Source organism: Streptomyces sp. NPDC004031, from assembly GCF_053604375.1.
Window position 1 is genome coordinate 26,604 of sequence record NZ_JBSGHL010000062.1, and the last position, 24,963, is coordinate 51,566.

Annotated in this window: 19 protein-coding genes; 8 read left to right on the forward strand and 11 right to left on the reverse strand. The window is 74.1% G+C overall.

The features are described 5' to 3' along the window. Positions 1-34: 34 nt before the first annotated feature. The 3 genes from ACWERV_RS30155 to ACWERV_RS30165 are packed head-to-tail and all read right to left on the reverse strand — an operon-like array spanning position 35 to position 2,744. The gene (locus ACWERV_RS30155; protein WP_452939044.1) at positions 35-1,048 is read right to left on the reverse strand and encodes an alpha/beta fold hydrolase; all 1,014 of its coding nucleotides are present in this window, start codon (positions 1,046-1,048) and stop codon (positions 35-37) included. Beyond that, the gene (locus ACWERV_RS30160; protein WP_452939046.1) at positions 1,045-1,938 is read right to left on the reverse strand and encodes an SDR family NAD(P)-dependent oxidoreductase; all 894 of its coding nucleotides are present in this window, start codon (positions 1,936-1,938) and stop codon (positions 1,045-1,047) included. Before ACWERV_RS30160 ends, ACWERV_RS30155 begins: the two co-directional genes overlap by 4 nt. After that, positions 1,935-2,744, reverse strand: a complete 810-nt coding sequence (locus ACWERV_RS30165; RefSeq protein WP_452939049.1) for an alpha/beta hydrolase — start codon at positions 2,742-2,744, stop codon at positions 1,935-1,937. Before ACWERV_RS30165 ends, ACWERV_RS30160 begins: the two co-directional genes overlap by 4 nt. Positions 2,745-2,961: 217 nt before the next feature. Between ACWERV_RS30165 and ACWERV_RS30170 the strand changes: the two genes are divergently transcribed. Together ACWERV_RS30170 and ACWERV_RS30175 are read left to right on the forward strand one after the other, a co-directional pair. Continuing rightward, complete coding sequence (locus ACWERV_RS30170) at positions 2,962-5,898, forward strand: hypothetical protein (protein ID WP_452939051.1); 2,937 nt, start codon at positions 2,962-2,964, stop codon at positions 5,896-5,898. A 151-nt stretch (positions 5,899-6,049) separates the two neighbouring features. Then, on the forward strand, positions 6,050-7,102 hold the full coding sequence (locus tag ACWERV_RS30175; protein WP_452939053.1) for a hypothetical protein: 1,053 nt from the start codon (positions 6,050-6,052) through the stop codon (positions 7,100-7,102). Between the two features lie 65 nt (positions 7,103-7,167). Here ACWERV_RS30175 and ACWERV_RS30180 read toward each other — a convergent pair whose 3' ends face one another. The 3 genes from ACWERV_RS30180 to ACWERV_RS30190 all read right to left on the reverse strand — a co-directional run bounded on the left by ACWERV_RS30180 (position 7,168) and on the right by ACWERV_RS30190 (position 11,735). Further along, positions 7,168-9,429: a LamG domain-containing protein gene (locus ACWERV_RS30180; RefSeq protein WP_452939056.1), complete on the reverse strand. Its 2,262-nt coding sequence runs from the start codon at positions 9,427-9,429 to the stop codon at positions 7,168-7,170. A gap of 110 nt (positions 9,430-9,539) precedes the next feature. Further along, positions 9,540-10,814, reverse strand: a complete 1,275-nt coding sequence (locus ACWERV_RS30185) for an MFS transporter (RefSeq protein ID WP_452939058.1) — start codon at positions 10,812-10,814, stop codon at positions 9,540-9,542. Positions 10,815-10,865: 51 nt separating this feature from the next. Next, the gene (locus ACWERV_RS30190) at positions 10,866-11,735 is read right to left on the reverse strand and encodes an MBL fold metallo-hydrolase (RefSeq protein ID WP_452939061.1); all 870 of its coding nucleotides are present in this window, start codon (positions 11,733-11,735) and stop codon (positions 10,866-10,868) included. A gap of 158 nt (positions 11,736-11,893) precedes the next feature. On the opposite strand from ACWERV_RS30190, the gene ACWERV_RS30195 reads away from it, so the two are divergent. Both ACWERV_RS30195 and ACWERV_RS30200 read left to right on the forward strand, forming a co-directional pair. Further along, on the forward strand, positions 11,894-12,322 hold the full coding sequence (locus ACWERV_RS30195) for a MarR family winged helix-turn-helix transcriptional regulator (RefSeq protein ID WP_398173997.1): 429 nt from the start codon (positions 11,894-11,896) through the stop codon (positions 12,320-12,322). A 104-nt stretch (positions 12,323-12,426) separates the two neighbouring features. After that, positions 12,427-12,990, forward strand: coding sequence for a cysteine hydrolase family protein (locus tag ACWERV_RS30200; protein ID WP_452939064.1), 564 nt, complete (start codon positions 12,427-12,429; stop codon positions 12,988-12,990). 60 nt (positions 12,991-13,050) lie between these two features. Here ACWERV_RS30200 and ACWERV_RS30205 read toward each other — a convergent pair whose 3' ends face one another. Both ACWERV_RS30205 and ACWERV_RS30210 read right to left on the reverse strand, forming a co-directional pair. After that, positions 13,051-14,253 carry a S53 family peptidase gene (locus ACWERV_RS30205; RefSeq protein WP_452939067.1) on the reverse strand — a complete coding sequence of 401 codons (1,203 nt, stop codon included), beginning with the start codon at positions 14,251-14,253 and terminating at the stop codon, positions 13,051-13,053. A gap of 174 nt (positions 14,254-14,427) precedes the next feature. After that, positions 14,428-15,270: a Gfo/Idh/MocA family oxidoreductase gene (locus tag ACWERV_RS30210; RefSeq protein WP_452939070.1), complete on the reverse strand. Its 843-nt coding sequence runs from the start codon at positions 15,268-15,270 to the stop codon at positions 14,428-14,430. A gap of 272 nt (positions 15,271-15,542) precedes the next feature. On the opposite strand from ACWERV_RS30210, the gene ACWERV_RS30215 reads away from it, so the two are divergent. Together ACWERV_RS30215 and ACWERV_RS30220 are read left to right on the forward strand one after the other, a co-directional pair. Next, positions 15,543-17,393 carry an ABC transporter ATP-binding protein gene (locus ACWERV_RS30215; RefSeq protein WP_452939073.1) on the forward strand — a complete coding sequence of 617 codons (1,851 nt, stop codon included), beginning with the start codon at positions 15,543-15,545 and terminating at the stop codon, positions 17,391-17,393. Between the two features lie 109 nt (positions 17,394-17,502). Then, positions 17,503-19,023, forward strand: a complete 1,521-nt coding sequence (locus ACWERV_RS30220) for an FMN-binding glutamate synthase family protein (protein ID WP_452939075.1) — start codon at positions 17,503-17,505, stop codon at positions 19,021-19,023. Between the two features lie 10 nt (positions 19,024-19,033). On the opposite strand, the gene ACWERV_RS30225 is transcribed toward ACWERV_RS30220, so the two are convergent. The 3 genes from ACWERV_RS30225 to ACWERV_RS30235 all read right to left on the reverse strand — a co-directional run bounded on the left by ACWERV_RS30225 (position 19,034) and on the right by ACWERV_RS30235 (position 22,038). Next, positions 19,034-20,425, reverse strand: a complete 1,392-nt coding sequence (locus ACWERV_RS30225; RefSeq protein ID WP_398174015.1) for a GDSL-type esterase/lipase family protein — start codon at positions 20,423-20,425, stop codon at positions 19,034-19,036. A gap of 240 nt (positions 20,426-20,665) precedes the next feature. Beyond that, the gene (locus ACWERV_RS30230) at positions 20,666-21,784 is read right to left on the reverse strand and encodes a response regulator (protein ID WP_452939079.1); all 1,119 of its coding nucleotides are present in this window, start codon (positions 21,782-21,784) and stop codon (positions 20,666-20,668) included. Between the two features lie 77 nt (positions 21,785-21,861). Next, positions 21,862-22,038 carry a hypothetical protein gene (locus tag ACWERV_RS30235; RefSeq protein WP_398174021.1) on the reverse strand — a complete coding sequence of 59 codons (177 nt, stop codon included), beginning with the start codon at positions 22,036-22,038 and terminating at the stop codon, positions 21,862-21,864. 301 nt (positions 22,039-22,339) lie between these two features. On the opposite strand from ACWERV_RS30235, the gene ACWERV_RS30240 reads away from it, so the two are divergent. Both ACWERV_RS30240 and ACWERV_RS30245 read left to right on the forward strand, forming a co-directional pair. Next, complete coding sequence (locus ACWERV_RS30240) at positions 22,340-23,857, forward strand: hypothetical protein (protein WP_452939081.1); 1,518 nt, start codon at positions 22,340-22,342, stop codon at positions 23,855-23,857. Positions 23,858-24,129: 272 nt separating this feature from the next. Further along, the coding region (locus ACWERV_RS30245) for an LAETG motif-containing sortase-dependent surface protein (RefSeq protein ID WP_452939084.1) at positions 24,130-24,963 on the forward strand (834 nt) is incomplete at its 3' end.

Below are 24,963 nucleotides of genomic sequence, written 5' to 3' on the forward strand. Positions count from 1 at the left end.
ACCGGCGACGGCTCCCGCGCGGGCCACCGGGGTCTCAGGGGCGGCCGAGGAAGCGCAGCAGCATGGCGGTCAGCTCCTCGGGGTGCTCCTCGTAGATCCAGTGGCCGGAGTTCGGGACGACCACGCCGGTGACGTGCGAGGCGTACTTCCGCACCTGGTCGCCCTCGCTCGTGCCGAGGCTGCCCGAGGCGCCGATGGCCAGCACCGGCATCGGCAGCGGGGTCTTCGCGAACTGCTCGTTGTCGTGGATGTCCTGCGGGAACACCCGGAACCAGGCGAGGCTGGCCGCCAGATGGGCGGGGTCGCGCAGGTAGTGGGCGAACACCCGGATGTCGGCCGGGCCGACCGCGCCCGGCACGCCCTCGAACCCGCCGATGAAGCCCGCGGTCCAGGCGACCTCGCGGCCCCTGATCATGTCCTCGGGCAGGCCGTCGGTCAGGTTGAAGAACCCGAAGTTCCACACGCCGGGACCCTGCCGGTTCAGCGCGGGGATCTCGTAGATGCCCATGTCGGGGATGGGCGCCTCGCTCAGGACCAGCTTGGTGACGGTGGCCGGGTACTGGGCGGCGTAGGCGTAGGCGACCATCGTGCCGATGTCGTGGCCGACGATCCGCACGTCGTGGTCCTTGCCGAGGGACGACAGCAGGCCGTGCAGTTCGACGGCCATCGTCTTCTTGTCGTACCCGGACGGCGGGGCGTCGCTCTGTCCGGCGCCGGGTAGGTCGGGGGCGATGACCGTGTAGTGGGCGGCGAGGGCCGGCATGATGCCGTGCCACTCGTACCAGGTCTGCGGATAGCCGTGGATGAGCAGCAGCGTCGGTCCGTGGCCGCCGATCACGTAGTGCAGGCCGATACCGGCGGCGCGGGTCTTGTGCTCGCTGAATCCGGCGGGCATCCGCTCGCCGGCGGACGAGGGCGACGAGGCGGGCGAGGCCGACGTGCCGGGCGCGGGGGCCGCGGCGGCCGTGAGCGTGGTCGCGCCCACGGCGACGGCCACCGCGAGGGCCGCGCCGAGGAGGCGGCGGTTTCCGGGCAGGGGAAGTCTCACTGGGGTCTCCAGGACGGGGAGGGGGGAGGGGGTGACGGGACGCCGGTCGAACCCGGGGGCGCCCGGGGGCCGGGCGCCCGGGGGCAGAGGGTGTCGGTCATGCCGCCGTCGATGAGGAAGTCGGCGCCCGTGACGTTGCCCGAACGCCGGCCGGCCAGGAAGACGACCAGGTCGGCCACTTCGGAGGGCAGGGTGAAGCGGCCGGTGGCCGCCTGCGCCGCCGCGGACTCGGCGACGGCTCCCGGCTCGACGCCCAGGCTCGCGCCGACGGTCGCGGCGACCCCGTCCGGGCCCCTCCACAGCGGGGTCTCGACCGGGCCGGGGCTCACGCAGTTGACGCGCACACCCTGCGGACCCACCTGCTTGGACAGCGCCTTGCAGAAGTTGGACAGGGCCGCCTTGGCGGCGCCGTAGTCGATGACCAGCGGATCGGGGAGCCGGGCGTTGACCGAGGAGACGGTGACGATCCGGCCGTCACCGGCGGCGATCAGATGGGGCAGCGCGCTGCGGGTGGCCCGGACGGCGGCCATGAGGTTGGCCGTGAGCGTCCACTCCCAGTCCGCGTCGGTCACCGCCAGGAAGCCGTCGGTCCTCGGCCGTACGGCGCCGACGTTGTTGACCAGGACGTCGAGCCCGCCGTGCGCCTCGACCGCCGCGGTCACGAGCGCGCCGGGTCCGTCGGCGGTGGCCAGATCGACCTCGACGACGGTCAGTTCGGGGCACCGCGCGGCCAGGCCGTCCAGTGCGCCGGTACGGCTCCTGGTCCCGGCCACGACACGCGCGCCCTGTGCCAGCAGGGCTTCGGTGACCGCCAGGCCGATACCCCGGCCGGCGCCGGTGACCACGGCCCGCTGACCGGCCAGGCCGTGGTCGAAGACGGGCCCGGTCACTGCGACGCCCCGAGGTCCTGCCGCCGCAGCCAGGCCAGTGCCTCGTCCGCGACCTCGCGCCAGCCGCCGTCGATCGTCAGCGAGTGCCCGCGCCCGGGGAAGGACAGGAAGTCGGTGACGGCCTCGGAGTGCCGGTACTGCTTGAGCGTGGCGAGGGTGACGGCCTCGGGGACGGTGTGGTCCTTGCCGCCGGACATCAGCAGCATCGGGCCGCGCCCGGAGTTCGCGGTGTCGACCTTCGCGGGCGAGTGGGGGTTGAAGTTCGCCGCCGCGGCCTCGAACAGCGGCTTGCCCGGCGCGGGGATGGTCCACCGCTCGTACAGCGCGTCGGACTCCTCCTCGGTCAGGGCGTTGCCGAACGCGAAGCGGAACTGCTCGGCGGTCAGCGACACCGCCCGGTGCCGGTTCGCCGGGTTCCTGAACACCGGGAGCGTCGAGCGCAGCGCGGACAGCGGCAGCGGCAGCACCCCCTTGATCTGGGCAGCGTCGATCGCCACGGCCGCCGCGCCCAGGTCCTGGCCCAGGAGCTTCTGGGCGATCATGCCGCCGAAGGAGTGGCCGACGAGGACCGGCGGCGTCCGCATGCCGCGGATGATCGCCGCGTAGTGCTCGACGACGTCGTCGATGCCGTGGTCGGCGATGCTCTCCGGGTTCTGCCGCGCCTCCTCCACGGTGTCGGGGTCGCCGGGCCAGCCGGGCGCGGACGGGTCGTAGCCCTCAGCGCGGAAGAGGTCGATCCACGGCTGCCAGGAGGTGCTGTGCAGCCACAGGCCGTGGACGAAGAGGACGGGGGTCGGGCTGGTCATGGCGGCGGGCCTTTCTCGGGAGCGGACGCGGCGGACGCACGTCCAGCAGCACACCACCGGGACCCGCCCGCTCGAACCGTGGAAAGACCCCAGTCCCGCAGGCCGGGGAGCGTACAGAAGACGTCAAGCTTCGCCCATGAAACGGGTGCTCGAGGGGGGTGGGCGCAAGAGTGGGCGGGGGCGCCGACCGGCGGCCGAGGAGGTTCGGGGGGACGTCATGGGGGATTTCTCGGGTATCGACCCGGCCGCGCTGAAGAAGATGATCGCCTCCTTCGACGGCGACCGGACGCATTTACGGGACCGCGTCTCGTACTGGAAGGGGCAGTTCGCCCAGTGGGGGATGGACACCCAGCCGTTCGGCGAACTGCTGGGCATCTGCGGGTGGCTGGACGACGAGTCGCCCAAGCTCAAGCGGCGGGAGAACCTGGCGGCCGCGATGGACGCCGGGGCAGGGCCGGGGACGCACATGGTGCAGATCCCCGAACCGGTCGCCGAGACGTCCGCGCAGGCCCAGGCGGACGGCAAGAAGCTGGCCCTGGAGTTCAACGCGAACCACGGCGGCGACAGCAAGGCGGGCGACCAGTACCACGCCCTCGCCCAGGAGTTGCTGGCGCACCAGGACGACCCGGACTTCTGCTCGGCCTTCTACGCCAACCTCACCCCGTCCGAGGCCTCGACGCTCCCCTCGCTGCTCGCCGTGACCAACAGCAGCACCGCGGGCAGCGACCTGGTGGTCTTCAGCCACGCGCTCGCCACCGCGACCGACGCCACCTACCCCGCGCCGGGCTTCGACAAGGTTGTCTCGTACTACACCGAGCCCCAGCCGAACGCCCCCGACGGCGCCGCCTGGAACCGGGCCGCGATGCTCCAGTACGGCACCTTCCCGTCGGACTTCCTGGCCAAGGCGACCAAGGCCAACGGCCTCGACCGCTTCGCCGAGAACCCGCAGCGGCCGCCGCTCGGCGACTCCTTCACCGCCCAGGCCCTCGGACTGCCGCAGGACACCGTGACCCTCGACCTCCAGGCGCTGGGCTCCAACGAGGACGCCACCCAGCAGGCCTTCGCGACCATGGGCCAGGGCCCCGGCAAGACCGACCTGAACGGCAACCTCAAGTCCCTGGCCGGCTACGCCGCCGACCGGCACGACCCGCGGCTGACCGCCGCCTTCCAGACCACCCTCAACGCCGGTGCGGGCAACCGCTCCACGCAGGGCCCCTACGGCTCGTACTACGCCCCCGTCCTGCACACCGGCGCCGAGACCACCTTCGCCACCGCCGCGATCAGCGCCCTCACCGGCACCCACGCCAAGCAGAGCGACTACCAGGACTTCATCACCACCACCTTCACCACCTTCGGCGCCCCCGCCGGCGCCACCCCGCAGCAGACCGGCGACCAGGCCGCCTCGCTGCTGCGGCTCGCCGAGAACGCCGACCCCTCGTGGCCCGCCACCCGCCCCGCCATCGCCTCCGTCGCCGACCAGGCCGAGGCGGGCAAGAACGACACCGGCTTCATGCAGGGCTACTACGGCAACGGCGGCGCCGACCTCGAAGCGCAGCTCGCCCTGGAGCTGCACGCCATGGACGGCACCCACGGCGGCACCGTCCTCAGCCCCGACTCCACCAGGATCCTCGGCAAGTTCGGCGACAACCTCGCGGCGGCGACCACCCTCAACGCCAAGGGCGACCTCCCGCAGTTCGGCGCCACCGCCTTCACCTCCCCCCAGGACATGTGGGCGGCGAGCATGCTCCTCAAGTACGGCCCGCCCGGCAGCCAGTGGGACCACACGTTCCTGACGTCCATGGGCGACGCCGCCCTGCACTGGCGGGCCGGGCAGAAGGACAACCTGCGGCCGGGCTTCTCCTCGGGGGACATGAGCCTCGGCCTCGTCGACAGCTGGGTCGACCCGAAGGACCCCTGGTACGGGGAACTCGGCCTGAGCGAGCACAACGCCAACCAGAACATCGACCAGCAGACGGCCATCGCGCAGGGCATCGCCGCCAACGACCCCAGCCTCGCGGTGCTGTCCAGGCTCGCGGACAACCAGCAGGCCAGCCGCGACCTGCTCGCCGGCCCGGACGCGAAGGAGAACCGGTTCGTCGCCGAGCAGCTCGTCAACAGCAACTGGACGACGCCCGGCATCGGCGACGACTCGATGTTCCCCAGCCGGGTCATCTTGCAGGCCACCCAGCGCGGCAGCGGCGACAAGGCCGTCGACACGGCCGCCGCGACAGCCGCGTCGAACGTCTTCCAGGCGGGTGCCAACGAGTACGCGCACGGCAAGAAGCCGCTGCCGAAGACGCTCGGGGTCGCCCTCGCCGACGTCGCCGGCGCCTATGTGCCGGATTTCGCGGACTCGGCCCCCAACGGCTCGACGACGACCGACCCGGGGTTCAACGTCTTCGTCAACCACGACGGGCAGCCGGAGATCGAGACCGACCCGTCGGCGATGAACCTGCTCTTCCACAGCTTCATGAACGACAACCCCGAGGCGGCGGGCAGCTTCAAGGCGGCCGTCCACGCCAACATGACCAACGTCGTGCGCATCTACCACGGCGCCGGGCCCGACGCCGTCGACGACCCCCGGGCCAAGGCCTATCTGACGAACCTCGGCTGGCTCGACGGCGCCATCGACAACACCACGAGCGACCTGAAGTACAAGCCGGCGCAGAAGGCCGACGAGCAGGCCAACCACGACGCCATGTACGCGTGGATCGCGGGCGGCGTGATGAGTCCGTTCATCGCCGCACCGGACGGGGCGGGGGCCCTGGTGGCGGGCGTCTACAAGGGCCTCAGCGTGGTCAACGGAGGTGGCAGCGCCTGGCTCTCGTACCAGTTCTCGACCACCCACGCCTCGGACGTCGCGGACGCGACGCAGAAGCGGGACCTCGCCGAGGACAAGTACCTGTCGGTGCCCGTGGTCAACGGGCTGCTGGCGTCCGGGCAGATCAAGGAGAAGCCGGAAGGCTACTCCTGGTACCACGACGGCAAGGTGACCCTGCGGACCAGCGAGGACTGGACCCAGTTCGACATGTGGACCAAGAGCACCCTCACCGACCAGCAGCGCTCCCTCCTGCGGAACCTCACCTCCGATTCGAGCGCGGGCTACGACGACGGGACCATGTGGCGGACGCCGAGCACGGCCGCCGTCGAATGACACCGGACCGCGGGACGCCGTCGGCGACGCCCGGAGGCGAGCAGAGGCGAAGGGCTGGTCGGACATGACCGCAGGACACGGACCCGGGGGCGGGCGAGGACGCGGACGAGGACGCGGACGCGGGCACCGGCGCGGGTGGGCGGCCTGCTGCGTGCTGCTCGCGCTGGCCGCGCCGGCCGCGTGCGGCGGCCACGGGGCACCGGCCGCCCCCAAGGCCGGACAGGCCGCCGCCTTCGGCGACTTCACCGGCGGCGCCCCGGCGCAGCGGGCACTGCGCGAGGGCGTCGGCGGACCCGTGGGCTTCGCGACCGGACCCGACGGCTCCGGCTACGTGCTCGAACACCCCACGCTGGCCCGGGTGACGACCGCGGGGAAGGTCTCGGAGATCGCCGCCGCCGCGGCCGACTTCGAGGGTGCCGAACCCACCGGCCTCGCCGTGGGTCCGGACGGCTCGGTGTACTGGGGCCACGACGGCGCGATCAAGCGCTACGACGACCGGCGCGGAACGGTGGTCGTGGCGGGACGCGGCGGCGCCGGACGCGCGGACGGCGCGCCCACCGACCCCGCCGAGCCCGCCGCCACCGCGCGGCTGACGCAGCAGGCGGGACCGGTCGGGGTGACCCGCGCGGGCGCGGTGGTGATCGCGGACGGCCGGACGCTGTGGTCGCTGTCCGCGGGCCGGCTGACCCGGCTCTTCCAGCGCCCGGCCGCCGCCGCAGGACGGCAGGCCATCATCTCCGCCGCCGGGGCGGCGGTGGCGCCGGACGGCACGGTGTACCTGCTGCCCCCCAGCGGCAGCACGGGCTTCGACCTGGCCCACGTCCAGGTGGTGTCGCCGTCGGGCAGCGCGACGACGCTGAGCCTCCCGGCGACACTGCCCGGCGTGACGGGCCCGTTGGCCACCCTGTCCCCCGCGTGGACGGTGTCCGACAACACGGGAGGCGTCTACGTGCACGCGCTGCGCGTGACCCCCGGCTCACCGGTCGGCGACTACGTCCTCCACCTGCACGGCGGAAAAGCCGAACTGATCGCCTCCGGCGCGACCGAGGAGGACTCCGGCCCCACGGGCTGCAAGGCCACGGCGCCGACTGACGCCACGCACTTCCCCTGCCCGCTCCCCACGGCGATCGGCTACCACGACGGCACCCTCGTCCTGACGGGCGAACGCGCCTACGCCGTGCGGATCACGGTGAGCACGGGCTGACGGGGCCGCCCGCCGCGGGTGACGGGCGGCCCGGTGCTCCGGGCCGCCCGTGCCGGTGCGGTCGGTCAGCCTGCGGTCACGGTGCCGAGCTGGGGTCCGATCACGGCGCCCGCCCACACGCTCAGCGAGGTGACGCGGCCCGGGAAGCAGTCGGTCCACCCACCGTCGGCCCAGGCCCTGCCGATTGTCAGCTCACCGGCGCCGGAAGCGGGGGTGAAGGGGGCGGTCCCCTCCTCGGTCGAGCCGAGGAAGAGCGTGGCGGTGCCGCTCTGCGCGTCGACGACACCGGTCACCCGGACGGGGTCGTTCGCGGTCCCGGGCAGCCACTCCGTGATGTCCGCGGCGGCCACGCCGCTGAACGTCCCGTCGGCGGCGAAGCGCCCGAAGGTCCACTGGGTGACGGGCACGGGGAGATAGCCGTCGGAGTCCGGGTCGGGGATCTCGTCGTACCCGACGAGGGTGTACGCGATGCCCCACGCCGAGCCGTCCGCCGCGCGCCTCCCGACGACCTGGCCCGTCCACCCGGCGGGCTTGCCGCTGATCACCGACATGTCGGGCTGGACCACCGCGCTGACGGTGAAGGACCCGTTCTCGTCGACGACGGGGCCGGGCGTGGTGGCCGCGTCGTCGACGCCGTCGAGGACGAGCGCGGTGCCGTCCAGCTGGGCGCCGTTCTCGGTGGTGAGGGTGCGTCCGTAGCCGGTCGTGGTGTCGGTCAGGGCTGTGCCGCTCGCGCCGGACGCGTTCCACGCGGCGACCTCCGCGAGGGCGGGCCACCCGTTCTGGTCCGTCAGCTCGGCTTCCAGCGCCGCGTCGCCGGCCGACAGCTTCCGCGGCCAGGCCTGCGCCTCGTCCAGGAGGCCGTCCCAGTAGGCGCCGTAGCTCCCGGGGGCGCCGGCGACCGCGTCCCGGCCGAACTCCAGGTCACCGGAGGCGGCTGCGGCGGACGCCGTGGCGGGGAGGGTGACGGGCGCGCCCTGCTGACGGCCGTCGACGTACAGCGTCAGGGTGTGCGCGGCGGCGTCGTAGGATCCGGCGAGCTGCGTCCACACGCGTTCCGCGCCCGCGGGCGCCTCGGCGTACGCGACGTGCCGCGAGCCGCCGTCGTTCCAGGCGTAGGAGAACTGCCACGCCTCGTCCCCGGCGTCGTACCGCAGGGCGAAGCCCGAGCCGTCGGCGCCGGTCTGGGACAAGGCGGTGCGGTCCTGGGCCAGGTCGGCGGCGAAGACGTGCGCGGACACGGCGAAGGAGGAGGCCGGGTCGAGGACCTGGCCGCCGGTGGCGGCGTAGCCGGTGTCGCCGTCCAGGGCGAGGGCGCCGTCGCCCGCGCCGCGGCGGCCCGTCGCCGCCCGGTCCGCGCCCGTCGCGGACAGCGCCGCCGGGTGCCGGTCGCCCGCGCCCGTGGCCGTGTCGGCGGCGGGCGCCGTGATGTCGCCGGGCGGTGCGTCGTCGAAGTGCCACCGGCCGACCGAGGCGGCGGGCGGCGCGACGTTATACAGCACCTGGGTCGCCGAGCCCCAGCGGCCCGCCCGGTCCTGCGCCCGTACCGTGAGCACGGCCGTGCCGGACCGCTGCGTCGTGAGCGTCACGGTCGCGGGCGAGCCCTGGACGACGGCCCAGGTGCTGTCGGTGAGCTGGTACTCGTACGCCACCACGCCCGTGTCGCCCGCGCCGGGGGCGAAGGTGAAGGTGCCGGGGACGTCGGGACCGCCGTGCGCAGCGCAGTCGTTGGGCAGGCACTCGGTGTACGGGCCGCCGAAGGTCACCGTCGGCGCGAGCGGGGCCGTCGGGTCGATCGTGAAGTAGCACCAGGCGGTGCGGGGCGAGGCGAGGTACTGGGTGTCGTCACCGGTGTACGACCAGGTGGAGGCGGCCATGCGGTAGAGGGTGCCCACGGACAGCGGTTCCTTGACCGACGTCGTCACCGGTGTGCCGTCCCGCACCGTGCCGGAGGCGGAGGGGGCCGACTCGCTCGCCGCCTCCGTCCACGTCCGCGGGGCCTGGCGTGCCTGGATGTCGAAGTGCCCGCGCAGGTAGTCGGGCCGGGTGCTCCCCGCGGCGATGTGCACCACCGCGGTGAGCTGCGGTGTGGTGTCGCCGAGCAGGGTCGGCGCGGCCTTGTCCGTCGAGCAGGCCGGGGTCGACGACGACGCGAAGCCCTGCGCGGTCGGCACCGTCGGTTTCGGGACGTCCGGCTTCCCCGCGGCCTGCGCGCTCGCCGCCGTCATCGGCAGCGCCGCGAGCAGCAGGCCCGCGGCCACCGCGGCGGACCACGCCCTGAACCGCGCTCCGGGTCTGCCGCACGGCCGCACATGTCTGAGCTTCACGATCCCCACCCCCAGGTCTTCGAACCTCTGTGCGGTCGACGCTAACAGCCCGCACCGACAGTCGCAGGGCATCCGCCGCCCCGTACCGCCCCCGCCCGGCCGGGGCGGTGTCAGGGGGGCGGGCGCAGGGACGACGCGGGCACCGTGCGGAGGAAGAGGAACGGGGTCGCGGCGGTGGCGAGGGCGAACGCCGCGAAGGCGAGGCGCATGCCGCACAGTTCGGCCAGCAGGCCCACCAGGGCCGCGCCCAGGGGCATGGCGCCGAAGGTGAACAGGCGGGCCGCGGCGCCGTAGCGGCCGAGCATCTCGTCCGGGACCAGGTGCTGGGTGAGGGTGCGGGCGTTGACCGACCAGAGGGTGCCGCCCATGCCGCCGAGGAAGGCGCCCGCCGCCACCGCGTGGACGCTGGTGGTCAGGGCGGGGAGGGCCACCATCGCTCCGGTGCCGATGAGGTCGGCGAGCATCGCCCGGCGCGCGCCGAGCACGCGGTTGACCCAGGTCACGGCGACCGCGCCGACCAGGCCCCCGATGCCGAGGGCGCTGAGCACGATGCCGTACCGACGCGGCCCGAGCCGCATGACCTGCTCGGCGTAGAGCGGCATCAGGGCCAGCCAGGCGCCCCATGCGGCGGAGAGCACGGCGACCACCAACGACAGGGTCCGCAGCACCCGTTCCTGCCAGAGGAAGCGCACTCCCTCGGCGATCCGGCTGTTGACGGAGACGGGCGGGGCGGCCGCGGCGCCGGGCGCGGGCTGCTCGGCGCGGAAGCGGCCCATCAGCAGCAGCAGGACGAGCGCCGCGGCCGCGTAGGAGGCGCCGACGACGCCCAGCGCGAACGCCGTCCCGGCGGCCAGCAGCACGCCGCCGACGAAGGGGCCGGCGAACTCCTGGCCCACGGTCTCGGCCCCCACCATCCAGGTGTTCACCCTCTCCCGCCCCGCGGGCGGCACCGCGGCCGGGACCAGGGCGGACGCGGAGGTGGACGCGAGGACGTCGGCGACACCGAGGACCGCGCCGGTCGCGCAGAGCAGGCCGAGGCCGAGGCCGCCGGTCGCGGCGGAGACGGTGAGTACGCCCATGGCCGGAAGCCGTGCCCCGTTGGCGGCCCACAGCAGCCGCCGGCGGTCGAAGCGGTCGACGAGCACGCCGACGTGCAGGGCGACGAGCAGCCAGGGCAGCGTGAGGGTCAGGGACACCGCGGTGACCTGGACCGGTGAGCCGGTGAGCCGGGCGGCGAGGACCGGGAGCGCCATCTTCGTCACGCCGTCGGCGAGGTTGGTCGCGGCGGTGAAGCCGACCAGGACCACGGCGTTGCGGCGCCCGGTGCGGGGCGCGGGGCGGGATACGGGGGCTGGCGCAGGCAGCGCGGGTGAAGCAATGTCCATGGGTTCGTTCCCCCTTGTCGGTGGAGCCGCCGCTCCGGCGGTACCGCGGTGTCAGGCGGCCGTCGGGCGCCAGGTGAGGTGGTCGCCGTCGGGCACGGCGCGGCCGAACACCGCGTCGGCGAAGTGGATGCCGAAACCGACCGTGCCGGGCTCCGCGAGTTCGGCGACGAGACGGCGGCGGTGGGCGGCCGCCCGCACGGGGTCGTGGTCGAAGGCCGAGGACCATTCCGGGTGGGCGACCTGGATCGGCGAGTGCAGCGCGTCACCGAAGGCGATCAGCCGCCTGCCGCCCGCGCTGACGACGAACTCGGTGTGCCCGAGCGTGTGTCCGGCGGCGACCCGCACCCGGACGCCGGGGAAGACCTCCTGCCCGTCGGTGACGGTGCGCACGCGCGGCTCCGGGCCCGTGGCCTCGGGCGGCTCCGTCTGTGTGCGGTGCGCGGCCCATTCCGGCTCGGACACGAGGTGGTCGGCGTGTGCGAACGCGGGGCGGCCGAGGCCCGGGGCCGGGTGCCAGGCCCAGCCGGTGTGGTCGGGGTGCAGGTGGGTGATGGCCACCGCCTCGATGTCCTCGGGCCTGCGGCCGAGCCGGGCGAGGTGATCGAGGAGGGCGCCGCCGTGGATCGCGCCGCGGGGTCCGTCCGGGGCGGGCGGCAGCGACCGCGGCCCGAAGCCCGCGTCGATCAGCAGCGCGCGGCCGTCCTTCTCCACCAGCAGGCCGCCGATGCTCGCCACCAGGCTGCCGGAGGCGTCCAGGAGACCGGGGTGGGCGGCCCATGCCGCGTCGGTGGCGTCGGGGAACATCTCGCGCGGCCTGAGCCGTACCTCCCCGTCCGGTACGTAGGACACCTTCGTGTCGCCCAGCAGCAGCGAGCGCACGCCGGTCGGCCGGGGCGGCTGTGCGGTGGTGGGGTACGCCATGGTCCTCATCGCCTTCCTGCGGGCCGCTCGTGGTCACCGGGCGGGCCGGGGTCGCCGTCGCCGCGCGGTTCGGCGGCGACGGCGCCACAATATGAGTCAAGCTAGAATCATGCAAGCTTGAAATATTCTTACTTGATGGACTTGCTAGGATGGGACCCATGACGACGTCCTCGCAGCCGCACGCCATCGCCGAGCGGGAGTTGTGCGGTCTGCTCAACGGCATGGCGCAGCAGATCGCCCAGCACGTGCGCGAGCGCGCCGTCCCGCTGGGCCTCACGGCCGCCCAGGCGACGGCGCTGCGCGAGATGACGGGGCCGATGACGATGCGCGAGCTCGCCGAGCGCATGAGCTGCGAGCCGTCCAACGCCACGTTCGTCATCGACAAGCTGGAGAAGCAGGGCCTGGTCGAGCGCCGCCCGCACCCCACCGACCGCCGCGCCAAGCTGCTGGTCCTCACCCCCGAGGGCACCGGCCTGCGCGAGCGGCTGCTCGACCTGCTCGTCCAGGACTCGCCGCTCGCCGGGCTCAGCCCCGAGCAGCAGCGGACCCTGCAAGGCCTGCTGGAACAGGCGATGGTCCGCCCGTAGGCGGCACGAAACGCCCGCGCGGGCACGCGGGCGCCGGTCCATACTGGGCAACGAATCGCAGGACGCGAGGACTTCAGGGCTTCCCCGGGGGAGGGGTCTCGGACATGGCCGGCAGCGCGCTGCTCGTGATGGACGTCCAGCGGGACGTCGTGGACATCGCCGACGACGGATCCGGGTACCTCGGGCGGCTGCGGCGGGCGATCGAGGGTGCCCGCGCGGCGGGCGTCCCGGTGATCTACGTGGTCATGCGGCTGCCCGCGGACGAACCGCGGGCGAGCGGCCGCAGCAAGGTGATGGCCACCGTGCTGCGGGCCGGGCTGTTCGCCGAGGGGGCCCGCGGTACGGAGATCCACCCCGACGTGGCGCCCGGACCGGACGACGTCGTGGTGGCCAAGCGCCGGGCGAGCGCGTTCTCGGGCAGCGACCTGGATCTGGTACTGCGGGCCCGCGACATCGACAGCCTCGTCCTGGCCGGCATCGCCACCAGCGCCGTCGTGCTGTCCACCGCGTGCCGCGCCATCGACCTCGACCTCGGCCTCACCGTCCTGTCGGACGCCTGCCTCGACACCGACCCGGAACTGCACCGCGTCCTCACCGGGAACCTCTTCCCGCTGTGGGGCGACGTCCTCACCGTCGAGGAGTGGCTCGGCGCGATCGGACGCCCGTAACCCCGGCGGCCCGCGGGCCGGGAGGGGGAGAGCCCCTCCCGGCCCGCGGGCCCTTTCCGGTCAGAAGGCGCCGATGCCGTTCGGCGTGCCGAGCCCGGTGGGGCCGTCCCAGCCGGTGCGGGCCTTGCACCACTGCGACGTGGAGCAGCTGCCGTTGCTGCCGGACGTGACGTCGTTCAGCGACGAGGCGTGCGCGTACGGGTAGTTGTTGTCGATCGAGCCGGTGTTGCCGGCCAGCCCGTAGACCGACGCGATGATCGGGGAGGACACGCTGGTGCCCCCGAAGACCATCCAGCCGGAGGAGCCCTGGTAGGCGGTGCTGTCGTAGACCGCGACACCGGTGGAGGGGTTGGCGACCGCGGAGACGTCGGCCTCGGCCCGCTTGGAGCAGCCGGTGGCGAAGGACGCGGCGCCGCTGAGCGCGGTGTTGTACGCGGAGCAGCCGCTGCCGGCGCCGCTCCACGCGGTCTCGCTCCAGCCACGGCTGTTGGACGCGGTGCTCAGCGAGGTGCCGCCGACGGCGGTGACGTAGTGCGAGGACGCCGGGTAGCTCGCGCCGTAGCCGGAGTCGCCGGAGCTGGCGGTCACCGCGATGCCCGGGTGGTTGTAGTACGAGCCGTAGCTGGCGTCGGAGGCGTCGGAGCCGCCGTAGCTGTTGCTGATCGCGACGACACCGGCGGTGGCCGCGGCGCGGTTCACCGCGGCGCCGAGGTTGGCGAAGCTGGAGCTCTTCGCCTCGACCAGCAGGATGTGGCAGTTGGGACATATGGCCGAGACCATGTCGATGTCGAGCGAGATCTCCTGCGCCCAGCCGCCGTCCTTGCTCGGGTAGCTGGTGCCGCCGTTCTGGTCGATCTTCTTGAAGCAGCCGTTGGCCGTCGTGCAGGCGGGAAGCCCGAACTGGGCGCGGTAGACGCCGAGATCGGCCTCGGCCGTCGGGTCGTCGTACGCGTCGACGATCGCGACGGTACGGCCGGAACCCGCCGTCGCCGACGGCAGGTTGTACGCGGACTGGAGGCTCGACGGGCCGAAGCCGGACGGTGTGGCGTCGGGTGCGACGCGCTGCGCGGCGACCATGTCGGTGCGGACGAGGGCCTGGCACGAGGCGTGCCCCGCCACGGCGGTGGCGCACGAGCGCGCCGTCGCGTGGGCGGAGCCGGATGCCGCGTCCGAGGCCACGGCGGGGCCGAGGACGGTGAGCGGGATCGCCGCCAGGGCCGCGATGCCCGTACGCAGCAGCCGTGCGCGGGAGCGCAGTTGCATAGGACTCTCCTTGGGTAGTGGTCGATCGGGGGTTTCGACCCCGGCGGGCGCCGGCCCGTCGCCGCCGGTTGTTCCTGACGTGTGCATGTCACATCAGGAACAGACCCGAAGTGTGCGGCCAGGTGGCCGTGTTGCGCAAGAGGCTGCCGTGCGGGACGAGACGCCGGGCCGGATTCAGCCGCGCAGCGCCGCGTCGATCTCCTGGAGCAGGCGCACCGGACGGAGCAGGTCCTCGTACGGCACGGGCGGGCGGCCGGTGCGGGCCATGCCGAGGAAGGCGGTGAGGGCCGGGAGGAGGTAGTCCGCGCCGGGATCCAGGGTGCGCTGCGCGACGCCCTCCCGGGCGACGACCAGGGCGTGGAAGGGGATCTGGCCCGTCTCGGTGGGCCGCACCAGGTTGACCACCACGCGGGTGGCGCCCGCCACGGCGGTCGCCGTGACGGTGTCGGCGCAGCGCTCCACCCGGACGTCGCCGAGCGGGCCCGGCGCCAGCCGCAGGGCCACGTCCACCGGGTGGATGCCGTAGAAGAAGACCCCGCCGTACGGGCCTTCGGGGTCGGCCGGACCCGAGGCGACGACGACCTGGGCCGCGCCGAGACCCGCCGCCTCGGCTGCGAGGGCGTCGGTGGCCGGCAGCAGGCGCAGGGCCGAGTACGAGGTGAGCGGGGCGCCGTACGCGCGGGCGGCCGCGACGATCGCCTCGGCGTCCGCGACCGTGCGGGCCAGCGGCTTGTCCACCAGCACCGGCAGCCCCGCCGCGAGGAACGGCACGGCGTGCTCGCGGTGCAGCCCCCCGTCCCGGTCGGCGACGACCACCGCGTCGACCAGCCCCACCATCTCGCCGGGCCCGCCCACGACGTGCTCCACCGCCCCCCTGGCACGCAGCACTTCGTTGCGCTCCGAGGCCCCACCGCTCAGCGCCACCACCCGGGCGCCCCCGCCCGCGCCCTTGATGTTGAGAAGGTCGACGAACTGGTCGACGTGACTGCTCTCGGTGCCGACGATGCCGATACGCATGGCTTTCCTTACCGTGACCGTGCTCGTACGGACACCTCCCGGCAGTCTGCCAGCAGCCGCGCGGGAGCCGGGGGCCGCCGTGTCCGGATCCTTTCGGCGGGGGGTGCGGCGGGCGGAAAACGCTTGGACTGCGGGGAACGGGACTCGGCAGACTGCCGGTTCGGGCCGTCGGCGGTCCGGCTCTCCGGCGGTCTGCCGGGAGGAGCGGCCGCGGCCGGGCAGGTGGGCTGCCGGGGCGGCCGGTCGGCGCAGGACGACGACGCGGGGCGGTCATGGAAACGCCTGACACACGTGAGGACGGCACGCCGGGGCGGGGCTCGGTGCGGCTGGCGCTGCGGTACTACGGGCGGGAGCTGGTGCGGCTGCGGTGGCTGACCGTGCCGGCGATGCTGCTGCCCGCGGTGGGGAACATCGGGATCAACTACGTGGCGCCGCTGGTCGTGGCCGTGCTGGTGGGGAACATCTCCGCCGACGCGGGCGGGGCGGTCGGGCCCGCGGTGCCGTACGTGCTGGCGTTCGCCGGGGTGCTGCTGGCCTCGGAGGGGTGCTGGCGCATCGGGGTGCACTGCCTCAACCGGCTGGACGCGGGCGGCATCGAGCACCTGTACGTCACGGGCATGGACGAGCTGTTCGCGAAGGACGCGGTCTTCTTCCACGACAACTTCGCCGGTGCGCTGACCAAGCGCGTCCTCAGTTTCGCCGCCCGCTTCGAGGAGTTCGCGGACACGCTGACGTTCTCGGTCGTGGGCAGCTTCGTACCGCTGCTGTTCGGCTCGGTCGTGCTGTGGCGGTACGAGCCGCTGCTCGTCGTCGCGCTGCTGTCGCTCATCGTGCTGACGGCGGTGGCCGTGACGCCGCTCATCCGGCGCCGGCAAAGGCTCGTCGACGAGCGGGAGGCGGCCATCGCGCGGGTGTCGGGGCATGTCTCCGACGTCCTGATGAACATGGACACCGTCCGGGCGTTCGGCGCCGAGGAGCGCGAGGCGGCCGAGCACCGGTCACGCGTGGCGTACTCGCGGCGGCTGTCGCTGCGCTCGTGGGACTACGGCAACCTGCGCATCGACACGGTCGTCGCGCCGCTGTCGGTGCTCACCAACGCGCTCGGCCTGCTGCTCGCCGTGACGCTCGGCGGCGGGCGGCACGGGGTGGAGGCGGTCGTGGTGGCGTTCACGTACTTCAGCAACGCCACCCGGATCATGTTCGAGTTCAACCAGATCTACCGGCGGCTGGAGAGCTCGATGACGGAGGCCGCGCAGTTCACCGAGCTGCTGCTGGCCGACCCCACCGTGCTCGACCCGGCCGAGCCGGAGCCGCTGGCCAACCGCGACGCCGCCGTCCGCTTCGAGCACGTGACCTTCACGCACGGCGGGCCCCGCGGGGGCGCGGCACCGCTGTTCGAGAAGCTCGACCTGGCCGTGCCCGGCGGTGCGCGCGTCGGGCTGGTCGGACGGTCGGGCGGCGGGAAGACGACGCTCGCCCGGCTGCTGCTGCGGATGACGGACATCGACGGCGGGCGGATCACCGTCGGCGGCCAGGACATCAGCCGGATCGGGCAGCGCGACCTGCGCGGCCTGATCTCGTACGTGCCGCAGGACCCGGCGATGTTCCACCGCACGCTGCGCGACAACATCGCCTTTGCGCGGCCGGACGCCACCGACGCGGAGATCCGGCGGGCCGCCGAGGCCGCGCACGTCACGGAGTTCGCCGACGCGCTGCCGGACGGCTTCGGCACGATGGTCGGCGAGCGCGGGGTGAAGCTGTCCGGCGGGCAGCGGCAGCGGGTCGCGCTGGCTCGGGCGATCCTGCGGGACGCCCCGATCCTGCTGCTGGACGAGGCGACCAGCGCGCTGGACTCGGAGAGCGAGATCCTCGTCCAGGAGGCGCTGTGGCGGCTGATGGAGGGCCGCACCGCGCTGGTGGTGGCGCACCGGCTGAGCACGGTGGCCGGCATGGACCGGCTCGTCGTCCTCGACCGCGGCCGGATCGTCGAGCAGGGCACCCACCAGGAGCTGCTGGACCGCGAGGGCGCCTACGCGAAGCTGTGGCACCACCAGTCGGGCGGCTTCCTCGACGACGACGGTCCCGGGCCGCCGAACAGCGCCGCCGCGCCCGTACTGCCGTGACCGCACCGCCCGCGACGGCGCCGCGGGGGGCGGGCCGGGCGCGGGGGGCCGTCCTCTAGGGTCGGACCCGGGCCCGCGACGGAGCCGGCCCGCGAGGAGAGGAACGTTCATGCGCGCCCGGACAGCCGGCGCGGCCACCGCAGCAGCACTGGCGCTGGTGGCCGCGCGAGACCTCGTGCAGAAGAAGCACGCCCTGCTGCGGAACTACCCGGTGGTCGGGCACGCGCGGTATCTGCTGGAGCGGCTCGGGCCGGAGCTGCGGCAGTACATCGTGACCTCCAACGAGGAGGAGCGGCCCTTCACGCGCGACCAGCGCACCTGGGTCTACGCCTCGTCGAAGGGCGAGAACAACTACTTCGGCTTCGGCACCGACGCCGACGTCGAGCACATGCAGGGACACGCCTACCTCAAGCAGCGCACCTTCGCCCCCGGCCTGCCCACCTCGCAGGACCCGCAGGCGCCGCTGCCCTCGGCCAAGGTGCTGGGCGGGCCGCGCGGACGGGCGAAGGCCTTCCGCCCGGCGAGCGTGGTGAACATATCGGCGATGAGCTTCGGGTCGCTGTCCGGCGCGGCCGTCACCGCGCTCAACAAGGGCGCCGCGCTCGCGGGCGCGATGCACAACACGGGCGAGGGCGGCCTCTCCCCCTACCACCGCGGCGGCGGTGACCTCGTGCTCCAGATCGGCACCGCCTACTTCGGCTGCCGCGACGCCGAGGGCCGCTTCGACCTCGCCCGGCTCAAGGACGTCGTCGCCTCCGGACCGGTCCGGGCGATCGAGATCAAGCTCTCGCAGGGCGCGAAGCCGGGGCTGGGCGGGATGCTGCCGGGCGCCAAGGTGACCCCGGAGATCGCGGAGATCCGCGGTATCCCGGTCGGCCGGGACTGCGCCTCGCCCTCCCGGCACAGCGCCTTCGGGGACGTCGACTCGATGCTGGACTTCGTCGAACTGGTCGCCGCCGAGACCGGTCTGCCGGTCGGCATCAAGAGCGCGGTGGGCGAGCGGGACTTCTGGCAGGAGCTGGCCGCGCTCATGGCGCGCGGCGACCGCGGGGTCGACTTCGTGACCGTGGACGGCGGCGAGGGCGGCACCGGCGCGGCGCCGCTGACCTTCACCGACTCGGTGTCGCTGCCCTTCCGGATGGGCTTCTCCCGGGTCTACGGCACCTTCGCCGAGCAGGGTCTGACCGACGAGCTGACCTTCATCGGCTCCGGCAAGCTGGGCCTGCCGGAGAACGCCGCGGTGGCCTTCGCGCTCGGCGCGGACATGGTCAACGTGGCGCGTGAGGCGATGCTGTCGATCGGCTGCATCCAGTCGCAGAAGTGCCACACCGACCGCTGCCCCACCGGTATCGCCACCCAGAACCCGTGGCTGTCGCGCGGTGTGGACCCCGCCTCGAAGGCGGAGCGCGCGGCCGCGTACCTGCGCACCCTGCGCAAGGAGCTGACGAAGATCTCCGGGGCGCTCGGCGTCGCGCACCCGGGCCTCATCTCCGCCACCGACATCGAGATCATGAACGGCGACTACGACGCCCGCACCCTGGCCGGGGTCTACGGCTACAAGGACGGCTGGGGCGAACTGGGCCCGGACCTGGCCGCCAAGATCGCCGCGGTGATGCGCGGGCAGGCCTGACCGGCGCCCGTCAGGGGGTCGGGGTCGCGCGCTGGAGCGTGGTCAGGGCCTGCTGGTCGGCGAGCGCGACGGCCAGCTCGCCGGCCGCCGTCGGGTGCAGCGGGGCCTTGTCCGCGGTGCCCTGGACGAAGGGCTGGTCGGTGCACAGCGTGTGGCCGGAGAAGTCCGGGCGCACGCTGGTGAAGTGCAGGGTCTGCGCGCCGCTCTCCAGCACGTCGTTGATGTCGGCCAGGCGGGAGTCCAGGACCTGGATCTTCTGCGCGGTCAGGCCGTCCTTCTCCAGGCATGTGGTGTCGGGCCCGAAGGGGTCGTAGTACGCGTTGATCAGCACGTGCGGGTGGTGCGGCAGGGCGGCGAGCTGCTGGAGCAGGTCGAGGTAGTTCTGCGTGAAGGCGGCGAGCCGCTCGGTGAAGTACGCGGTGGAGGCCTTGTCGTCGCACACCGGTGACTTGGCGCACAGCGCGGTCAGCGCGGACCAGTTCATGTCGTTGGCGCCGATGCTGACGATGACGGTGGACGCGCTGGTGGCCCGCTGGGCGACGGCGAGCTGGGGCGGGACGACGACGTCGCCGCGGGTCTGCACGCCGAGGACGCCGTCGGTGACGGTGGCGCCCTGGCAGGCGAGGTTGAGCACGTTCCAGCCGTTGGCGGAGGCGAGGTCGGCGGCGAAGGAGTCGGCGCTGCGGCCGCACGCCTTGTCGGCGGCGCTGGGGTTGTCGACCAGCCGGTTGCCGATGCCCGCCGCCGTGGAGTCGCCGAGCACGACGGCGTTGACGTCCGGCAGCGCGGGGCCCTTGGCCGCGGGCACCGGCTGCGCGGGCGTACGGCCCACCAGGTCGTCCAGCGAGCGGACCTCGCGCAGCACGCGGGGCGTGCCGGACGCCAGCAGGTAGATCCCCACCGCGTTGACCGCGCACACGGACACCACGCCCGCCGCCACCATCGTGAGCATGGTCCGCCGCGACGCCCGCCGGACCCCCGCGACGGCCACCGCGATGACCGCGGCGCACCCGGCGGCGACGAGCGACTCCCACAGGCAGTACCGCAGCCACCCCGAGCCCAGCTCGCGGCTCAGGTCGGGCAGCAGCGTGCCCGCGTCGCCGACCTCCGAGCCGAGGTCGATGTGGGTGAGCTTCAGGCGCGGCCGGATCGGCCCGTCGAAGTGGGGCCGGGTGGCGATGGCCTCGCCGAACAGATCCAGCTCCCCCGGCCCCGACATGCTCCGGCCCGGCTGCGCGGCGCCCACCGACACCGTCTGCCCGGCCGCCGACACCGACTGCATGGGGGTGAGCTGGACGGCGAGCCAGATCGACACACCGCTGAGGAGGACGAGCGCGACGACGGCCACCAGCGCCCGGCGGGCGCGGCGCAGCCACGTGCGGGCGCGGTCGCTGACTCGCACGCTTGACGTCACCTCCGTCGCGCCACCGACGCGGGTGACTGCCGTTCCGATCCGTGCCCGCGCTCCTGCCCGCGCGCGGGCGTCCCAACCGCCGCCGGGGCCCCGGTGGCGGTGGGGGCCGGGCCCGACCGCAAACGGGACGAAGGAGCACGAAGCAGCTCCCATGAGCGTACTCCCCCCATGTCGGTCATGCCCCTGTCACCGCCTGGCTGTCACCGCCCGGCTGTCACTGTCCGACCGTCACTGCCCGGCGCGTGCCTCCAGGTGCATCTGCACGAAGGCCTCGACCTTGGCCCGGATGATCCACGGGTCGTACGGCTTGACCAGGTAGTCGACCGCGCCCGCGGTGTAGCCGCGGAACATGTGGGAGGGGTCGTGGTCCATCGCCGTGAGGAAGATGATCGGGATGTTGCGGGTACGGGCGCGGCGCTTGATGTGCAGGGCGGTCTCGTAGCCGTCCATGTCCGGCATCTGCACGTCGAGCAGGATGACGGCGAAACCCGTGCCGTCCAGCAGCGCCTTGAGGGCGGCCTGCCCCGAGTCGGCCGTGACGACCTCGTGGCCGAGGCCCGCGAGGACCGCCGTCAGCGCGAGCAGGTTGGGCTGCTTGTCGTCGACGGCCAGGATGCGGGCCGGACCGCACAGCGCCGCCCCCGCGGCCGGCTCCGGGCCGGGCGGCTGGAGGGCGGGCAGCGGGCCCTCCGCGATGGCGAGCTGCCGCTCCAGCACCTCGCACCGGGATTCGGCGAGCATCACCCGTAACCGGGTCTCCTCCAGCTCCGCCTCCAGCGCCTTGACCTGGTCCTCCAGCCGGCCGCGCTCGGCGAGCAGGTCACCGGCCCCGGCCGGCGCGTCCGGCGGCACACCGGTGGTGGCGGCCGTGGTGGCGGCGCGCTCGGCCGTCCAGCGGGCCTCCAGCAGGCCGAAGCGCACTTCCAGGTCGGCCAGCCGGTGCTGCCGGTCCAGCAGCGCGTCGCCGATCAGATCCTCCTGGGCGGTGGCGCGGCGCGCCTCGCGGTCGGCGTCGGCCAGCTGCTGCTGGAGCAGGTGCACCCCGTCCGCCGTGGGGGAGGCGGCCTGGAGCGCCCGGCGGTGCAGCTCGCGCACATGGTCCAGGGCCAGCGGGGTGGCCGCCGCTCCGTGGTCGGCGGCGAGGTCCGCGAAGAGGTCGACGACGAACTCCCACGGCGGCACCCGGGTACCGCCGAGATAGCGGGAGACCGTCCCGGCGTCCCGGTAGCGCCGGGCCGCGTACCGGCGCACCGACACGCCGAGCCCCGCGAACAGGGTGCGCAGCGCCTGTGCGAACGCCCGGCAGTCGTCGTTCAACTCGTCGGCCAGCGGCCGCAATTCGCCCATCGGGCTGTGTCCTCCGGTCGGTCGGGGCGCTCGCCGGTACGGCCCGCGCCCGGGGTCAAGCATGGGGCTGCCGGGACTCACCCGGACCCGCTTCCGCCGATGAGCCGGTCGAAGAACGGCACCGCCAGCCCGAAGGCCCCGGCCCCGCACAGGACGCACTGCGGCGCCGCGGTCCCGCCCACCGCCGACACCACCGCGGCGCCCAGCCCCGTGAGCAGCGCCAGCGTGAGAACGAGCGCCGCCCTGACGGACAACAACGGAGTACGCACTGCCGACCTCTTCCCGCGACAGCGGGCCGCGCCCCGAGACACCCGCGCCGACCCCCACCGCAACGACCGCCGCGCCGACCGGCCCGACCCCCCAAGCCTGTCCCCCCGCAACACCGTTGCCGCCCGCAACACCTCCCCCGGCACCACTCGGGCAACACCCCGCGGGACGGTGCCGGTCCCGCGCGCCGCGGCCGCCGGTCGGGCGCCACCGGGGTACGGGCGTCAGCGCCCCGCCGCGCGTGAAAAACCGCAGGCCCCGCGGCCGCCGGGCGGGGACGATGAGGGGATGCAGGACATCCTCGCCGGGCTCGCCGGAAACCCCGCGCTGCCGGGCGAGTTCGTCGACCGGCTCATCCGCGTCGCGGACGACGTCATCGCCACCGAGCTGGCCCACCGCGACGACCTCACCCGCGCCCAGGCCGTCGCGCTGGCCGGACGCGTCCCGGACAGCGCGGTGACGCTCGCCCATCAGGGGCGGCTCGCGGCCGCGGACGTCGATCCCGCGCGATGGCCGGACGCCGCGCTCGCGCTGCTCGACGAGGGCGCGGGGGATCCGGCGTGGGCGCGCGCGCTGGCCGCCGACCCGGACCGCGCGCGGCGGGAGAAGCTCGCGGCCTGCCCCGGCCTGCCGCCCGACGTGGTGGCGGCGCTCGCGGCGGACCCGGACGCCGGGGTCGTCGCCGAACTCGCCCTGTGGACCGGATCCACGGAGCTGGCCGCCCGGCTCGCCGCGCACCCGCACGCCGAGGTCCGCGTCGCGGCGGCGCACAACGAGGCGACACCGCCCGCTGTGCTCGCCGCGCTGCTCACGGGTGCGGGGCCGGACGGGGAGGCGTGGGCCCTGCCGCGGCACTGCCGGATCTGCGTCCACGACCCCGCGCGCCCGGACCCCGGCGGCGGCCTGCCGGGCGGTGACGCCTGCGACGGGACCCACCGGTCCGCCGTCCACCGCGCGCAGGCAGGCGCGCTGGGCAACCCCGCCACCCCCGCGGAAGCCGCCGCGGGCTTCGCCGGTCACCCCTCGGGCGAGCTGCGCATGCTGCTCGCCGGTCGGCCCGGCCTGCCACCGGAAGTGTGCGCACTGCTGGCCCGCGACCCGCTGCCGGGAGTCCGCGCCACCCTCGCCGCCAACCCCGCGCTCGGCGCGGACCTGATCCGCACCCTGGCGGACGACCCGGATCCGTACGTGCGGCGCGCCGCCGCCGACAATCCGCGCATACCGCTCGGCGTCCTCGTGGGGCTGGCCGGGCGCGCCCGGGTCGGCGCGGCCCTGCTGCCCCGGATCGCCGCGTGTTCGGCGGCGGAGACCGAGGAGTTGGCCACCTCCGCCGATCCCGCGGCCCGCATGCTCGTGGCCTTCCGCCGTGACCTGCCGCCCGCGCTGCGGGACCTGCTGGCGGGCGACGGCGACGCGCGCGTGGCCAAGGCCGTCGCCCCGCATCCGGGACTTTCCGAGGCGCGGCTGCTCGACATGATCGGCCGTCACCACGTCCGCGTCCTCGCGAAGGTGGCGGCCAACCCGGACGCGACCCCCGCGGTGCTCGACGAGATCGTCCGGCGGGCCGTGCCCGCCGCCCGCAAGGCGCTGCGAGAGGTCGCCCGGCACCCGGCGGCACCGGTGGGCGCGCTGCTCGTGTGCGTGGGGGACGACCGGGCGCGGCGCGAGGCCGCCGGGCATCCCGCGCTGCCGCCGCGGGTCGTCGTGGATCTGCTCGCGGACCCGGATCCGTATGTGGTGGCGGCCGCCGCGGGCAATCCCGTGCTGGTGGGGGAGGTGGCGGGCGGGCTGGGCGGGGCTTGCTGACGGCCCGTGTATTACGGGTGAATGAGGCGGTGCCCAGGTCATTCACGGCGTAAACATCCACAGCGTGCACAGTGGACTTTTGCGACTGTACAGAAAGCGGGTTTGCGGGGCATAATCGGCCGCCTGAGCCAACTGGCTACAGATCAGAAGACTTTCGGCGGCGAGACGCCTCGCAGGCCATCGGGTTCGTCTCCCGCCGTTCCGGTGTCGAGCAGCGGCCCCTGTCTGCCTGCACCTGGCTGCCCGACCAGCATTCAGGGAGCATCCTCACAGTGCATGCCATATCCAGACGAGCCGTTGCCGCTGTCGCCGGGGCGACGATCGCCCTGACGGTCGGCGGGATCGGTACCGCCTCCGCCAACGGCGGCCACAACGGCGGCGGCAACAACGGCGGGAACAACGGCGGCGGGCACAGCAACTGCGCCCCGCTCGGCGTGACGTACAAGGTGGACGGCGGCCGCTGGACGACGGCCGGGCGGATCGGCGGGGACACCGCGCCGGGGAAGATCACCGTCAAGCTGACGTCCTCCCCGGGCAAGAACTGCTCCTACACGGTGTCGCTGGCCTCCTACAGCGCCGAGGGCCCGGCCTGGGAGAACTCCGGCCACCAGGACTTCCTCGGCTGGGACACCGCCACCCTGGACAGCAAGCACAACTCCGCGACGCTGGACGTCAGCGGGCACGCCCCGGACTGCTTCGGCCAGGTCGACCTCTACGGCAACGGCACCCAGTACGACGGCGGTACGGGTGAGGGCCACGGCGCCCTGCCGCACTTCCCGGACTCGGCCACCCCGACCGACCTGATCACCGCCTGGAACGGCGGGCACAAGTGCGAGACCTCGCCGTCGCCGTCCCCCACCGAGACCACGGACTCCCCGAGCCCGTCCCCGACCGAGACCACGGACTCGCCGAGCCCCTCGCCGACCGAGACCACGGACAGCCCGAGCCCGTCGCCGAGCGTGGGTGACACCTCCTCGCCCTCCCCGACCGCGACCGGCCCGACCAGCACCGCCGCGCCGACCGGCACCCCGTCCGTGCCCCCGGCCACCGGCAGCAGCAACGGCACCGGCAACCTCGCCGAGACCGGCAGCAACAGCTCCCAGAAC

Coding starts and splice junctions, on each gene's coding strand:
- ACWERV_RS30195 (WP_398173997.1), top strand. CDS start 11,894: ATGACGACGTCCTCGCAGCCGCACGCCATCGCCGAGCGGGAGTTGTGC.
- ACWERV_RS30190 (WP_452939061.1), bottom strand. CDS start 11,735: ATGGCGTACCCCACCACCGCACAGCCGCCCCGGCCGACCGGCGTGCGC.
- ACWERV_RS30240 (WP_452939081.1), top strand. CDS start 22,340: ATGCAGGACATCCTCGCCGGGCTCGCCGGAAACCCCGCGCTGCCGGGC.
- ACWERV_RS30215 (WP_452939073.1), top strand. CDS start 15,543: ATGGAAACGCCTGACACACGTGAGGACGGCACGCCGGGGCGGGGCTCG.
- ACWERV_RS30220 (WP_452939075.1), top strand. CDS start 17,503: ATGCGCGCCCGGACAGCCGGCGCGGCCACCGCAGCAGCACTGGCGCTG.
- ACWERV_RS30185 (WP_452939058.1), bottom strand. CDS start 10,814: ATGGACATTGCTTCACCCGCGCTGCCTGCGCCAGCCCCCGTATCCCGC.
- ACWERV_RS30210 (WP_452939070.1), bottom strand. CDS start 15,270: ATGCGTATCGGCATCGTCGGCACCGAGAGCAGTCACGTCGACCAGTTC.
- ACWERV_RS30205 (WP_452939067.1), bottom strand. CDS start 14,253: ATGCAACTGCGCTCCCGCGCACGGCTGCTGCGTACGGGCATCGCGGCC.
- ACWERV_RS30170 (WP_452939051.1), top strand. CDS start 2,962: ATGGGGGATTTCTCGGGTATCGACCCGGCCGCGCTGAAGAAGATGATC.
- ACWERV_RS30165 (WP_452939049.1), bottom strand. CDS start 2,744: ATGACCAGCCCGACCCCCGTCCTCTTCGTCCACGGCCTGTGGCTGCAC.
- ACWERV_RS30200 (WP_452939064.1), top strand. CDS start 12,427: ATGGCCGGCAGCGCGCTGCTCGTGATGGACGTCCAGCGGGACGTCGTG.
- ACWERV_RS30230 (WP_452939079.1), bottom strand. CDS start 21,784: ATGGGCGAATTGCGGCCGCTGGCCGACGAGTTGAACGACGACTGCCGG.